The 14,203-nt window shown below is 75.1% G+C and carries 11 protein-coding genes; 7 read left to right on the forward strand and 4 right to left on the reverse strand.

Annotation, left to right across the window (positions count from 1 at the left end; translation table 11 throughout):
• Positions 1-44: 44 nt before the first annotated feature.
• From F1C15_RS06725 to F1C15_RS06735, 3 genes are read left to right on the forward strand one after another with little or no spacing between them, the layout of a single operon-like run.
• The gene (locus F1C15_RS06725) at positions 45-5,480 is read left to right on the forward strand and encodes a DUF6531 domain-containing protein (RefSeq protein ID WP_185233732.1); all 5,436 of its coding nucleotides are present in this window, start codon (positions 45-47) and stop codon (positions 5,478-5,480) included.
• The gene (locus tag F1C15_RS06730; RefSeq protein ID WP_185233734.1) at positions 5,477-5,872 is read left to right on the forward strand and encodes a hypothetical protein; all 396 of its coding nucleotides are present in this window, start codon (positions 5,477-5,479) and stop codon (positions 5,870-5,872) included. The genes F1C15_RS06725 and F1C15_RS06730 overlap by 4 nt, the downstream gene beginning before the upstream one ends.
• Positions 5,873-5,882: 10 nt before the next feature.
• Positions 5,883-6,302, forward strand: a complete 420-nt coding sequence (locus tag F1C15_RS06735) for a hypothetical protein (RefSeq protein ID WP_185233736.1) — start codon at positions 5,883-5,885, stop codon at positions 6,300-6,302.
• Here F1C15_RS06735 and F1C15_RS06740 read toward each other — a convergent pair.
• Both F1C15_RS06740 and F1C15_RS06745 read right to left on the reverse strand, forming a co-directional pair.
• Positions 6,284-6,850 carry a hypothetical protein gene (locus tag F1C15_RS06740; protein WP_185233738.1) on the reverse strand — a complete coding sequence of 189 codons (567 nt, stop codon included), beginning with the start codon at positions 6,848-6,850 and terminating at the stop codon, positions 6,284-6,286. The genes F1C15_RS06735 and F1C15_RS06740 overlap by 19 nt on opposite strands.
• A 108-nt stretch (positions 6,851-6,958) precedes the next feature.
• The gene (locus tag F1C15_RS06745; RefSeq protein WP_056059034.1) at positions 6,959-7,141 is read right to left on the reverse strand and encodes a PspC domain-containing protein; all 183 of its coding nucleotides are present in this window, start codon (positions 7,139-7,141) and stop codon (positions 6,959-6,961) included.
• A gap of 153 nt (positions 7,142-7,294) precedes the next feature.
• Here F1C15_RS06745 and F1C15_RS06750 point away from each other — a divergent pair, with 153 nt between their 5' ends.
• Both F1C15_RS06750 and F1C15_RS06755 read left to right on the forward strand, forming a co-directional pair.
• Entirely contained in the window at positions 7,295-8,986 is a 1,692-nt protein-coding gene (locus F1C15_RS06750) for an ABC-F family ATP-binding cassette domain-containing protein (RefSeq protein WP_185233740.1), read from the forward strand.
• Positions 8,983-10,278, forward strand: coding sequence for an SGNH/GDSL hydrolase family protein (locus F1C15_RS06755; protein ID WP_185233742.1), 1,296 nt, complete (start codon positions 8,983-8,985; stop codon positions 10,276-10,278). Before F1C15_RS06750 ends, F1C15_RS06755 begins: the two co-directional genes overlap by 4 nt.
• 99 nt (positions 10,279-10,377) lie before the next feature.
• Here the strand turns inward: F1C15_RS06755 and F1C15_RS06760 are convergent, their stop codons facing one another.
• Together F1C15_RS06760 and F1C15_RS06765 are read right to left on the reverse strand one after the other, a co-directional pair.
• A complete protein-coding gene (locus F1C15_RS06760; protein ID WP_185233744.1) occupies positions 10,378-11,025 on the reverse strand; it encodes a hypothetical protein in 648 nt (215 codons plus the stop codon).
• A gap of 478 nt (positions 11,026-11,503) precedes the next feature.
• Positions 11,504-12,808 (reverse strand): MFS transporter, encoded by a 1,305-nt coding sequence (locus F1C15_RS06765; protein WP_185233746.1) that lies wholly within the window; start codon positions 12,806-12,808, stop codon positions 11,504-11,506.
• A 476-nt stretch (positions 12,809-13,284) separates the two neighbouring features.
• On the opposite strand from F1C15_RS06765, the gene F1C15_RS06770 reads away from it, so the two are divergent.
• Both F1C15_RS06770 and F1C15_RS06775 read left to right on the forward strand, forming a co-directional pair.
• A complete protein-coding gene (locus tag F1C15_RS06770) occupies positions 13,285-13,668 on the forward strand; it encodes a DUF2256 and DUF3253 domain-containing protein (protein ID WP_056057139.1) in 384 nt (127 codons plus the stop codon).
• 146 nt (positions 13,669-13,814) lie between these two features.
• Positions 13,815-14,177, forward strand: a complete 363-nt coding sequence (locus tag F1C15_RS06775; protein ID WP_056057140.1) for a YidH family protein — start codon at positions 13,815-13,817, stop codon at positions 14,175-14,177.
• Positions 14,178-14,203 lie beyond the last annotated feature (26 nt).

Below are 14,203 nucleotides of genomic sequence, written 5' to 3' on the forward strand. Positions count from 1 at the left end.
CGCGACGGTCGATTGATCCATCTGCACTCGGGGGAGAAGAGCACATGACCGATCCGTACGGCAACGAACCGCTGAAGTTCAGCTTCTGGGCGGCCGACAACCTGAAGTCGGCGTTCACGAACGCGGCGTCCGACGTCGAGGGGCAGACCGCCTCGCGCGCCTCCGCCGTCGAGACCGGCAAGCAGGAGTTCCGCGGGCTCTTCGCCGACCTCTTCGCCGAGAACGCGACCACGGCGGCGAGGGGCGCCGAGGGCCTGGTCGACAAGCTCCGCGAAGCTGCCGACTTCGTCGACCAGATCATGGAGTCGGCGAAGCGAGAGAACGCCCGCCGCAAGGAGGCGCGCGACTACACGCAGCGCCAGGGCGAGCGCAACGTGGTCGACCACGTCGTCGACGCCTTCACCGGCGGCGAGAAGGCCCCGACCACGAAGAAGGAGGACCAGCTCGTCCTCCGGGCGAGCTACACGCCGCCGCCCCGCGAGGTGCCCACGGGCGGGGGCGCGTCCGGCCCGACGTCGTCGGCCCTGCCGGCGAACCTGCGGTCGTTCGCCTCCTCGACGACGACGCTCGACGGCGAGCTCTCGTCGCGCCCCGGCACCCTGTCGTCCGCCCTCGACACCTTCTCGACGCAGTGCGACTGGGGCGAGTTCTCCGCCGACGGGCTCGTGCGCGCCCTCTCCGCCTGGCTCGACGACAACGCGAACGACGCCGCCTGGGCCACCACCGTCGCCGACAAGTTCGCGCAGGCCGGCGGCGAAGGGTCGGTGTCGACCCTCTCGAACGCCGCGATCGCCGCCTCGCTGCAGGCCGCCGGCATCGACCTCGGCCGCGACGACCTCGTCATCGAGCCACCGCAGGCCTACGGCGGAGCCCCGACGAACGGCTTCTCGGTCGACCCCGTCAACACCACCACCGGCAACTTCCTCGAGACCGAGGTCGACCTGCCGTTCGCGGGCGCCAGCACGACCCTGAGCGTCTCCCGCACCTACAACAGCCTCGACGGCACCGTCGGCCTCTTCGGGCCGGGCTGGTCGTCCGTCCTCGAGACGCGCCTGGAGCTCGACGACGAGGGCGCGACCTTCACGATGGGCGACGGCCGTCAGGTCGTCTTCCCGCGCCTCGGCGACGGCTGGGACCGCGCCGTCGGCGAGAACTGGTGGCTCGCCTCCGAGGGCAGCATGCTGGTCGTCCGCGACAACGCCGGCGCCCGCTGGGACTTCACCCCCTCGGGCACCTGGCTGGGGTCCGCCGGAGGCGCGGGCACGGCCGTGCAGGTCGCTCGCGGCTCCGACGACCTCCCGGCCCGCCTCACGCACGCCCGCGGCCGCTTGGTCGAGGTCGAGTACGTCGACGGCCGCGTCGCCGTGCTGCGCTCGTCGGACGGGCGCCGGGTCGAGCACTCGTACGACGAGGCCGGACGGCTGGTGGCCGCGACCACCGAGGCCGGCACCCGGCGCTACGGCTGGGACGACGCGGGGCTGATCACGACGGTGACCAGCGCCTCCGGGGTTGTCGAGGTGGTCAACTCGTACGACGACCGCCGACGCGTCGTCGAGCAGCTCACGCCCCACGGCCGCGCCGTGCGCTTCGCCTACCTGCGCGGCCGCGTCACGGTCGTCTCCGACCACGACGGCTCGCGCTCCGACACCTGGATCTCCGACGCCCGCGGCCGTCTCGTGGGCCTGCTCGACAGCTCCGACCAGCGCCAGTCGATGAGCTACGACGCCCACGGGAACCTCGTCTCGGTGATCGAGCGCGACGGCAGCGTGACCGTGCACGGGTACGACGAGCGCGGCCGCCGCGTGCGCACCGTCACGCCCGCCGGCGCCGACCTCACCTGGGGCTGGGACGACCACGACCGCGTCACCACCGTCGTCACCGAGTCGGGCGCCGTCGTGCAGTACGAGTACGCCGACGACGCCGATCGGGACCCCTCGACGATCGTCGACCCCGAGGGCGGGCGCACCGAGCTGGTCTGGCGCGACGGCCTGCTGCAGCAGGCCACCGACCCGACCGGCGTCGTGGTGCGCTGCCGCTACGACGAGCACGGCGACCTCGTCGAGACCGAGAACGCCCTCGGCGACGTCGCGCGCCTCGAGCGCGACCAGGCCGGGCGGCCCGTCGCCGCGGTGAGCCCGAGCGGCGCCCGCACGACCTTCCGCTACGACGCCGCGGGCATGCTCGTCTCGCGCCGCGACCCCGACGGCGCCACCTGGCGCTTCGAGAACGGCCCCGGCGGTCGCCGCACCGCCGTCGTGGACCCGCTGGGCGCCCGCACCGAGCTGAGCTACGCCGCGAACGGCGAGCTCGAGAGCACCACCGACGCCCTCGGCCGCGTCGTCACGCGCACGTTCGACGACCAGGCCGCGCTGGCCCGCGTCGTCCTCGCCGACGGCAGCGTGCAGTCGTTCACCTACGACGCCTTGTCTCGGCTGCGCACGGTCACCGACCCCACGGGGGGCGAGTGGACCCACGAGCACGACCTCGTGGGCGCGCTCACCGCCGTCGTCGACCCGACGGGGGTCAGGCAGGAGGCGCGGCGCGAGACCGCCGACGGCGCGGCTACCCTGCGCGACGCGTTCAGCACCACGACCCTGCGCTTCGACGAGTTCGGGCGCCCGGTCTCGCAGACCTCCGCCGACGGCTCCGCCGAGCTGACGACCTACGACCGCTGCGGCCGCCCGGTCGAGCTCGTCGACGGCGAGGGCGGCCTGACGCGCCTCGAGCGCGACGCGGCCGGCCGCGTCGTCGCGGTCGTCTCCCCCGGCGGCGCCCGCACCTCGTACGAGTACGACGCGTGCGGACGACCGGCCGCCAGCACCGACCCGCTCGGCGCCCGCACGACGCTGACCCACGACGCCGACTCCCGGGTCGTGGCCCGCACCCTGCCCACCGGCGAGGTCGAGCGCATCGCCTACGACGCCGTCGGGCGCGTCGTCTCGCGGCACGTGCCCGGCGTGGGCACCGCCCGCCTCGGCTACGACGCCGCCGGACGGCTGACCTCCAGCCAGGACACCCGCCACGGCCGGCGCCGCTTCCGCTACGACGCCGTCGGGCAGCTCGTCGAGGCCGTCGACGGCCTCGACGGCGTGACCCGCTACGAGCACGACGAGCGGGGCCGCGTGGTCTCCGTCACCGACCCGCTGGGCGGCGTCACCCGCCGCGCGTTCGACGCCGCAGGCCGCCTCGTGAGCTCGACCGACCCGCTCGGCCGCACGACGACCACCGGGTGGGACGCCGCGGGCCGACGCGTGCTGCGTCGCGACCCCGACGGCCGCGAGACCCGGTGGAGCCACGACGCCGCCGGCCGCCCCTCCACGATCACGGTCGAGGGCCGCGAGACCGCGGCCCTCCACCTCGACCCCGCCACGCGCACCCTGCGCGTGGTCGACCGCTCGCGGGGCGAGGGCGTCGACGTCGAGCACGAGCTGGTCTTCGACCGGCGCGGGGCGCTCGTCCGCCGCGCGCGGGGCTCCGAGGCGATCACGTGGGAGCACGACGCCGACGGCCGCCTCGCCGCCCGCGTCGACCCCGACGGCACCCGCACCGAGTACCGCCGCGACGCCGCCGGCCGGGTCGTCTCCGTGTCGCACGCCGGGGTCGAGTCGACCCTGTCGCACGACGCCTCGGGACGCCTCGTCGGGTCGGTCGCGGGCGACGTGGCGCAGACCTGGCGCTACGACGACGGCGAGCTCGTCGAGCACGTCACGACCCGCCTCGACGGCGTGCGGAGCACGCTCGTCGAGCGCGACGACGACGGTCGCATCCGGCGCGTCGAGGGCGTCGACGGCGCCGTCGAGCATGAGTACGAGTACGACGCGGCCTGCCAGCTGCGCTCGGTCCGCGCCTCCGGAGGTGCCCTCACCACCTGGGAGTACGACGCGGCCGGACGAGTCGTGAGCGAGTCGGCCGACGGTGCCGTGTCGCGCTCGACCTACGACGCGGCGGGCCAGCTCGTCTCGCGCGAGCTGCCCGACGGGCGCCGTCTCGACTACGTGCACGACGGCCTCGGCCGCCGCGTGCGGGAGATCGCCGACGACGGCTCGTACGTCGAGTACGCCTGGTCCGACCTCGGGTCGCTGGCCTCGGTCGTCGACCGCGACCCCGACGGCGCGGTCGTGCGCCGCACCGACCTCTGGGTCGATGCGCTGGGCGAGCTCGCCGCGATCGACGGCGTCGAGACCTGGTGGGACACCGCCAGCGCCGTCCCCGCCCTCGTCTCCGTCGGAGGCGCGTCGGTGTTCACCCTGCCGGGAGGCGCGACTCAGGTCGGCGACGACTGGCTCGGCCCGGCCTGGCGCGGCGTGCGGGCGACCGACGCGGGCGACCCCTGGGGCTCGGCCGACGCCTCCTCGGGGCTGGCGGGCCTGGAGCTGCCCGGAGGCGCGTCGCTGACCGCCACGGGCGGGCTGCAGATCGGCGGCCTCGAGTGGCTCGGCGCGCGGGTCTACGACCCGTCTGCCCGCGGGTTCCTCTCCGTCGACCCGCTCGCACCCGTCACGGGCGCGGCGTGGTCGGGCAACCCGTACTCGTACGCCGGCAACGACCCGATGCACGCCGTCGACCCGCTCGGGCTCCGGCCCGCGACCGACGCCGACATGAAGGCGTTCGCGACCGCGAACCAGGGCGCCTTCGCCGCCGCGGGCACGTGGTGGGACGAGAACTGGGAGTACGTCGCTGCGGGCGCCGCGATCGTCGGCGGCGTCGCGCTCATGTGCACCGGCGTCGGCGGGCCCGCCGGCATCGCCCTCATGGCGGCCTCGGGAGCCCTCCTCTCGGGCGGCATCTCGGTGGCGTCGCAGAAGGCCACGACCGGCGAGGTCGACTGGGCCAAGGCCGGCGTGGACACCCTGATCGGCGGGGTCATGGGAGGCGCGGGCGCCGCGGCCGGCGCCTGGGCGACCGGCAGCCAGGCAGCCCGGTCGGCCCTGGCCGTGTCGAACGGCATGAACCGCGTCGGCACCGCCGTCGGCGGCGCGGGGCAGCGTGCCCTCGCCACAGCCGGACAGGCGATCATGTCGGAGACCGGCAAGAAGGTGGTCGCGAACGGAGTCGTCGGTGCCGCAGGCAACTTCGGCACCTACGCGGCGACCACGGACGAGTGGCACTGGGACGAGGCTCTCGGGGCCGCCGGCAACGGCTTCGTCAGCGGCGGCACGGGAGCGTACGGCGGCCGCTTCACCGGCGAGCTCACCGGAGCGGCCGGGTTCCTGGCGAACGGTGCCGTCGGCGCCACCAGCAGCCTGCTCGGCGGAGGGGCCGAAGCCATCATCAGCAACGAGGGCTACCAGCCGGCCGACCTCCTCTGGAACGCGGGGAGCGGCTTCGTCCTGGGGCAGATGCCGGAGGCGGAGGGCACCCCGGGCACCGACCCCGGCTGGGGCATCCACTTCGGCAACGCCGGTGCCGGGCAGGTCGCCAGCTGGGGTGCGGACTCGATCCACGAGGTCGGCGTCGGCATTGGTATCTTGCCACGATGAGCAACGAGACAGCCAAGGGCAAGCCCCGGCGGGACCTGACGGACGACGAGATCGCGAAGGGCACGGTCGTGAACCGGTGGGTGCGCCGTGCCCTGGCCGCGGGCCTCGTCGCCTCGCTCGTCGTCGCCGCGGTGGTCGTGCTGAGGGTGCCCCTCGACACCACGATCGCCTACCGCGGGAACGGTCGCGACGTGGGCCTGCCCGTGCTGGCGCTGCTGCTCGTGCCGCTGATCTTCGTCATCGGGCTGTTCAAGTCACGCGGCCCGGATGCCGGCAAGGTCCCCGAGGCAGAACGCCAGTTCATCGTGGTCGGGTACCCGATCTTCATGCTGCTCGCCCTCGGCGGGCAGCTGTGGTTCGCGGCGTTGTTCTTCGACGCGGCAGGGGCCTGAGGCCGCGGCGGTGACCGCGGTGTCGACGGAGGAGGACCTCGAGGAGGGGCGCGTCGCCTACCTGTGGGGCAGCAGGGCGATCCTCGTGACGAGCCTGTTCCTCGCAGCTGTCGCGATCTCCGTGTCCACGCAGGTCCCCCTCGACACGACGATGGCCTACAGCCGGTCGAGCGGCGCGTTCCGGATCCCCGTCCTCGGCCTCGTCGTCCTCCCCGTCTTCCCCGTCTTCCTCGCGGTGGCGTGGCTGCGGGGCAGGGGCCAGGACACGAAGGAGCTGCCGCGAGCAGAGCGCTTCGTCATCGACATCGTCTACCCCGTCGTGCTGGCGGGGTTCATCTGGGCTCACCTCACGCTGGCGGCCGGGTTCCTCGCCGAGGGCCGCCGGCGGGCCTCGGCGAGGAGGCTGACGACTCAGCCCAGAGGCTCGTAGGGCAGGACGGTGCCGTCGCCGCAGCGCACGGAGTCCGAGGCGCCGGCGACCGAGAAGGTGATCTCCGGGGTCCAGTCGGACGCCTCGAAGTCGGCCAGCGTGCCCACGCTCTTGGGGTAGACCGCCGTCACGACGTCGCCGGAGGCCGTGGCGGCGTCGGGCACGTCGACGCCCTCGTCGTCGCCGACGGCCGCGGTGGCGGAGCGGAAGGCGCCGCCCACGAACTCGGACGACAGCAGCGCCTCGCCGTCGTCGCTGCCGAGGATGAGCTGGAAGGTCGCCTCCTCGGTGTCGCCGTCGACGGGCAGGCCCGTGAAGACGACCTCGTAGGAGTCGCTGGTCTCGGTCAGCTGGACGGTGCCGGTCACCGCGCCCTCGAGGCCGCAGGAGGCCTCGCCCGGCGTCGTCGCGGGAGTCGAGGTGCTCGCCTCGGGGCTGTCGCCGCCGGCCGCCTCGTTGGACGAGCCCGCCGAGCAGCCCGCGAGCAGCACGCTCAGCAGCACCGCCCCGGTCGCTCCGATGGCCCGTGTGCTCGTCGTCGACGTCATGGTCGTCTCCCCCTCAGGTGGCGTGTGGCGGCCGGGTGGGGCCGCGTCGTCGACGCTAGCAGCCCGGCAACGGACCTGTCGGTCCGCCGGACGTCGCCCCGGGAGGGCTCAGCTCTCCTTGGGGAAGAGAACCCAGAGGACGACGTAGAGCAGCACCTGGGGGCCGGGGAGCAGCAGCGACGCGACGAAGATCACGCGCACGAGGAACGGGCTGAGGCCGAAGCGGTTCGCGAGGGCGGCGCAGACGCCCGCGATCATCTTGCCGCGGCGGGGACGAGTGAGGGTGGCCATGCGCCCAGCGTGCCAGCCGAGGCTGGGGCGTGCCCGAGCGTCGACGACGCCTCGGCCGCGGCTCGTCCCTCCCCAGGGCGTGCCCGTCCCCGGGAGCACGCCCGACCCGGCGCCGACCTCGGGGCTCGCCCTCCGGCCTGGGATGATGGAGGGATGAGCGCATCACTCGTGGCCAAGGGCCTCGCCGGCGGCCACGGGCACCGCACGCTGTTCGACGACCTCGACCTCACGGTCGCGCCCGGCGACGTCGTCGGCGTGGTGGGCGTGAACGGGGCCGGCAAGTCGACGCTGCTGCGCCTCCTCGCGGGCGTCGACGAGCCGCAGGCCGGCAGCGTCACCCTCAGCCCGGGCGACGCCTTCGTCGGCTGGCTGCCGCAGGAGCACGAGCGCGTGCCGGGCGAGACGGTCGCCGGGTACATCGGGCGCCGCACGGGCAGCACGCAGGCCACCGCCGAGATGGACGCCGCCGCCGCGGCCCTCGGCGAGGTCGACGCCGCCCCGCGCGCCGACGGGCTCGACCCGGCCGACGTCTACTCGACGGCGCTCGACCGCTGGCTCGCGAGCGGGGCGGCCGACCTCGACGACCGCCTCCCCCAGGTGCTCGCCGACCTCGGGCTCGACAGCCACGGCGACGGCGCGGTCGGCCCCGCGTCGCTGATGACCGCGCTGAGCGGCGGCCAGGCGGCCCGCGTCGGCCTCGCGGCCCTGCTGCTCAGCCGCTTCGACGTCGCCCTGCTCGACGAGCCCACCAACGACCTCGACCTCGACGGCCTCGAGCGGCTCGAGCGCTTCGTCGAGGGGCAGCGCGGCGGCATCGTGCTGGTCAGCCACGACCGCGAGTTCCTCGGCCGGTGCGTCACGAAGGTGCTCGAGCTCGACCTCGCCCAGTCGTCGAACCGGGTCTTCGGCGGCGGCTACGACTCGTACCTGGAGGAGCGCGAGACCGCGCGGCGTCATGCCCGCGAGGCCTACGACGAGTTCGCCGACAAGAAAGCCGACCTGGTCGGCCGGGCACGCACCCAGCGCGAGTGGTCGAGCCAGGGCGTCCGCAACGCGATGAAGAAGGCGCCCGACAACGACAAGATCCGTCGCAAGGCGTCCGCCGAGTCGAGCGAGAAGCAGGCGCAGAAGGTGCGCCAGATGGAGAGCCGCATCGCTCGGCTCGACGAGGTCGACGAGCCCCGCAAGGAGTGGCAGCTCGAGTTCACCATCGGCTCCGCGCCGCGGTCGAGCGCGGTCGTGTCGACGCTCAGCGGCGCCGTGTTCCGCCAGGGCGACCCCGAGACGGGCGAGTTCGTGCTCGGGCCGGTGTCGCTGCAGGTGGCGGGCGGCGACCGCATCGGCATCACCGGGCCGAACGGCGCCGGCAAGTCGACGCTGCTGCGCGGCCTCCTCGGGCGGCAGGCGCCGACCGAGGGCGGCGCGAGCACCGGCACCAGCGTCGCCGTCGGCGAGATCGACCAGGCCCGCGCGCAGCTCGCCGGCACCGTGCCGCTCGCCGAGGCGTTCGAGGCGCTCGTGCCCGACTGGCCCCAGGCCGAGGTCCGCACGCTGCTCGCGAAGTTCGGGCTCAAGGCCGACCACGTCTCTCGCCCGGTCGACGAGCTCTCGCCCGGCGAGCGCACCCGCGCGGGCCTCGCCCTGCTGCAGGCCCGCGGCGTCAACGTGCTCGTGCTCGACGAGCCCACCAACCACCTCGACCTCGCGGCCATCGAGCAGCTCGAGCAGGCGCTCGAGACGTACGAGGGCACGCTCCTCCTCGTCACCCACGACCGCCGGATGCTCGAGACGGTCCGCCTCGACCGGCACTGGCGGGTCGAGGGCGGCAGGGTGACCGAGTCGTGAGGGCCGCACCGCGACTCCTCTCGCACCTCGGCGTCGTCGCGGGCCTGGGGCTGCTCGGCCTCGGGCTGACGGCGTGCACCACGGGCGAGACGGCGCCCGCCGCGGGGACGTCGGGCTCGGCGAGCTCCCCCGCGCCGAGCGCCACGGGCCCGTCAGGCGCCTCCGGCTCCTCCTCGGCCGACGCCTGGGCGACCTGGGACGCGGCCCTGGCCGCCGTCGACGTCGAGCCGGCCCGCTGGCTCGCCGTGGGCGACTCGATCACCGAGGGGCAGGGCGCCTCGTCGCTCGGCACCCGCTGGGTCGACCTCACGCGGGACGGGCTGCGGGCGGCGCACCCGGTCGAGGGAGTCGCGGGCGGGGTCGGCTACCGCCCGGCCGCCTTCGCGACGTACGGCCCCGACTCCCCCTGGGCGCAGTGGGCCACCGCCCGTGACGGCCGCACCACGGCGGTCGCCGACGTCGCCGACCTGGGGCACCGCGCCGTCGAGCTCGACCCGGGCTCCAGCCTCCGGTACGACACCGTCGGCACCGACCTCGACCTCTGGTGGACGCCGGGCGAGGGGGCGTTCTCGTACCGCGTCGACGCGCAGGCGGAGGTGGTGGTCGACACGGCCTCGGGAGCCTCAGGCGGCTCGAGCGGCTCGGACGGCTCGAGCGGCTCGGATGCCTCGGACGGCTCGGACGCCTCCGGCACGGTCGGCGTGACCGAGGTCACGGGGCTCGCCGCCGGGCCGCACGTCGTCACGATCTCGGTCGCCGACGACGCCCCGGCGAGCGTGGTGCTGCAGGGCCTGGCCCAGTTCGACGGAGACCGCGGGCGCGGCGTCACCCTGTACGACTCGGCACGCTCGGGCGCGACGGTGTCGACGTTCACCGACGACCTCGACGGGTTCCTCGCCGCGGCCGGGGCGGCGCAGCCCGACCTCGTGACGATCACGCTGGGCGCCAACGACGCCGTGACGACGAGCCCCGACGACCTCGCGGCCGGCTACACCACGCTGATCGAGGGGCTGCAGGGCCTCGACTCCGCCCCGTCGGTGCTGGTCGTGGACGAGTTCACGCCGGCGCTCAGCGTCGCCTCGGCGTGGAACGGATCCGCCGCCGACTACCGGAGCGCCGTCGAGGAGGTCGCCCGCCAGACGGGCTCCGCGCACGTGACGATCGACGACGCCCTGGCCGGGTCGGGGGTCGCCGACCTCGGCTCGCTGCTGTCGGCCGACGGGCTGCACCCGAACGACGCGGGGCAGCGTGTGCTGGCCGACTACCTGACGGCGACGCTCGCGCGGGGCTGAGCACTCGTCACCGGTCACCAGGGGGGGACCACGACCTCGCCAGGGGACCGGGCCGCGGCGCGGTGCCCGGGCGGGGTCGTGGTCCCGTCGGCTGCCCGGCTAGTCGAGCAGGGCGTACGTCAGCGCGAGGGTGTCGTCGGTCGAGAGCGGCTCGTCGCCCTCGCCGGCGGCGGTGGAGCCGACGATGACGAGGCCGTGCGGCGTGATGACGCTCGCCTGCGTGGTGGGCACGTCGGCCTGGTCGATCGTCGACACGAACGCCCGTCCGCCCACCGCCGAGGCGAGGCCGTCGTCGACGGACTCGGTGCCCTCGGACGCGGTGATCTGCGAGACCTGCTCGTCGATGGCCGCGGCGTCGAGCTCCTGCGCGCTCGCGAGGGCGATGATCGCCGAGCCCTCCTGGGGCTCGACGCCCGGCGTCGACCAGATGCACTGCACGCTGGAGGCGCTGGTGCTGCCGCCCTCCTGCAGCTCGAGGCCGTCGATCGAGCCGCCGAGCGCGGTGCCGACCTCGTCGCACGAGGCGAAGGAGGTGAGGGTGCCGCTCTCGGGAGCCTCGGCCTCCGGGGCCGAGCCGCCGGAGCCGCCCGCGCCGTCGCTGTCGCCGCCGCCGCTGCCCGCGCCGCTGCCGCCGCTCGCGTCGCCCGAGTCGTCGCCGCCGGCCGTGCAGCCGGTGAGCAGCAGGCCGAGCGCGAGGGCCCCGGTGGTGAGGGCGGTCAGCGCCGCCCTCGAAGTCGTCGTGGTCATGGGTCCCCCTGCTGTCGCCGGCGACGCTCGTCGTCGCCGGACCGGGCCACCCTACGCGGCGGGGCGACCGCCCGGCCCTGGCCGCGGAGCGCGCCCGGCCGGACGGCTCCCGGCGACGGCGGGTACCGTCGACCGCCCACGACCACCACGAAGGAGACCCTCATGGCCTCGTTGCTCCGCCGCCTCGCCCCCCTGCTCATCCCGATCATCATCCGCCAGGTCCAGAAGCGCACCGGCAAGGGCGGCTCGACCGGCAAGGGCGGCAGCACGCGCCGTCGCTGACCGACGCCACGGGCGACCCGTCACCTGAGGGAGGCGCGGTGCCGGCACCGGAGCAGGGTCGCGTCGAGCGCGACCCGCCCTCGGTCCCGGCACCGCGCCTCCGTCGTGTCCGGCCGCGCGTCCGTCGTGTCCGGCACCGCTACTCCGTCGCGTACCGGCACCGCGCCTCCGTCGTCCGGGGTGGACCCGGCGTGCGTCAGCGCGGCGAGCGCCGCATCAGGACGGCGTCGGTGACGAGCACGACGACGAGCATCACCGCGGCGACGACGACGTAGAGCAGCGGGAGCACGTCGAGACCGGCTCCGTCGAGCACGAGGGCGCCGATCAGGGCACCGCCGCCGATGCCGGCGTTGAAGCCGGTCGTGTAGAACGCGCTCGCGATGTCTCGGAGGCGCGACGGGGCGACCTGCAGCATCTTCGTCTGGAACAGCGGCGGCAGCGCGCCGAACGTCACGCCCCAGACGACGAACGCGACGAGCGACGGGCCGGGCTGCCCCTCCAGCGCCACCATCGCGAGCACGGCGACGACGACCACGGCCATGCCGACCGGGATGGTGATGCGCGGGCGCTTGCCGAGGAACCAGCCGACGAGCAGCAGGCCGACGCCGCCCGCGATGCCGAACGCGAAGAGCGCGAGGCTGAGCTGCGACTCCTCGATGCCGGTCGAGCGCACCAGGTACGGCGCGATGTAGGTGAAGAACGAGTAGTGACCGACCATGAAGACGGCGGTCACGACGCAGCTGAAGACGATGCCGAGCACCGACGGCGCGGGCATCCGGCGGCGCGCCGTGGTCGTCGCCGACGGCGTGGTCGCGGTGGCGGAGGCTGCGGCCGTCGAGTCGGCCGCGTCGATGGTCGGCACCGCCCCGGTGACGGTGCTCGGGTCGGGGGCGGGCACCGGCGGCAGCAGCCGCCAGACGAGCAGCGCGCCGAGCGCCATGGCGCCGGCGAGCACGCCGAACGCCGCGCGCCAGCCGAGGGCCTGGCCGAGCGCGGTGCCGAGCGGCACGCCCAGCACGAAGGCGAGGGTGCCGCCGCTCATGGCGACGGCGAGCGCGCGGCCCACCTGCTCACGGGGCACGAGGTGCGCCGCGTAGGCGCCGCCGATCGCCCAGAACATGCCGTGGGCGAGGCCGCCGAGGATGCGCGACGCCACGACCAGCTCGTAGCTCGGCGCGATCGCGGTGAGCGCGGCGCTCACGGCGAGCACGGCGATCAGGCCGACGACGAGCAGGTGCCGCGGCAGGCGGCGCGTGAGGTGCGTGAGGGTCGTGCTGGTGAGCACGACCGTGAACGCGAAGACGCTGACGAGCAGGCCGATGGCCGACTCGGTCACGCCGAGCTCGCTGCTCATCTCGGGCAGCAGGCCGGTCGGCAGCATCTCGCCGGAGATGGAGAGGAAGGTCGCGACGGCGAGCGCGAGCAGGCCGGCGAGGGGGAAGCGGGTGGAGCGTCCGTCACCGGCCGGGAGGCGCGGGGGACGCGGAGGTGCGAGGGTCATGGAGGGTCTCGGTCAGTCGGCGGGCGCCGTTCTCTCGACCCGTGGTGCACGGGGAGGATGGTGATCCCGACTGCGCGCTGTCGTGCACGCCCGGGGCCGCGCGTGACGCACGACCACCGTCGAGGGTACGCGACGCGGCCGCGAGGCGCCAGGGTGTGGGCCGGGCGGGCGCTCGCGCTCGGCGCTCGGCGCACGGCGCTCGGGGCTCGGGGCTCGGGCGCGGCGGCGTGCGTGCGTGCGGCAGGCACGGGTGCGGCGGGCGCGTTCCCCGGGGCAGGGCGGGCGGAGGAAGACGCGAGTGATCCGGGGATCGGCCCCGCGCCTCCCGCCTGTTCTCGTCGTCGGCGGGCTGATCACTCTCAAATTTGAGAGGACAGGAAGAGCGGAGGAGCGGAGGAGCCGAGGAGCGGTAGGCGGGCGGGCGCTCGGCGCTCGGCGCTCGGGCGGCTCACGGAGGCGGGGAGCAGCATGGGGCCATGCCCGAGCACGACGAGAAGACCTGCCGCTCGTGCGGCCGCCGCATCGAGTGGCGCAAGAAGTGGGCCGCGAACTGGGACGAGGTCGCGTACTGCAGCGACGCGTGCCGAAAGCGCAAGGTGTCGGCGCTCGACCGGGAGCTGGAGGAGCGCATCCGATCGCTCCTCGCCAGCCGGGCCGCCGCCTCCACCATCTGCCCCTCCGACGTCGCCCGGTCGATCGCTCCCGACGACGAGGCCGCCTGGCGTGACCTGATGGAGCCGGTGCGCCGCGCCGCCCGCCGCCTGGTCGCCGCGGGCGAGGTCGACATCACCCAGGGCGGGTCGGTCGTCGACCCGTCGACGGCGAAGGGACCGATCCGCATCCGGCGCCACCGCGGCTGACCCGTGCGCGGCCCGGCGAGCTGGCCGAAGCGAGCCGGCCGCCGCGTCGGGCACCACGTCCTCGCACGCGAACCACGCCGCGGCGTGGTTCCCGGGCGGGAAAGTGGTTCGTCGCCCTGCGCGGCCGCCCGCAGTAGCGTGAGGGGGTGACCGCGCGCCGCTTCCCCTCGTCCGTCTACGGCGTGGGCAGCGAGCCCGACGCCCGCTTCACGCTGGCGAACGAACGCACCTTCCTCGCGTGGATCCGCACCGCCCTGGCCCTGCTCGCCGGCGGCGTCGCCCTGGAGGCGCTCGGGCTGGGCCTCGAACCGCACCTCCGGCTGGCCGCCTCGCTCGTGCTCATCGTCGCCGGCGTCGCCACCCCCGTGCAGGCCTGGTTCGGCTGGGCCCAGGCGGAGCGGGCGCTGCGGCTCGGCCGCCCGCTGCCCTCGGCTCGGCTGGCGCTGCCGATCGGCGTCGCCGTCGTGGTGGCCGGGGTGCTCGTGCTGCTCGCGGTGGTGCTCGCGTGACCCGGGGGCCGGCCGGGACGTGCCGG

This window comes from Frigoribacterium sp. NBH87, assembly GCF_014217665.1.
GTDB classification, from domain to species: domain Bacteria; phylum Actinomycetota; class Actinomycetes; order Actinomycetales; family Microbacteriaceae; genus Frigoribacterium; species Frigoribacterium endophyticum.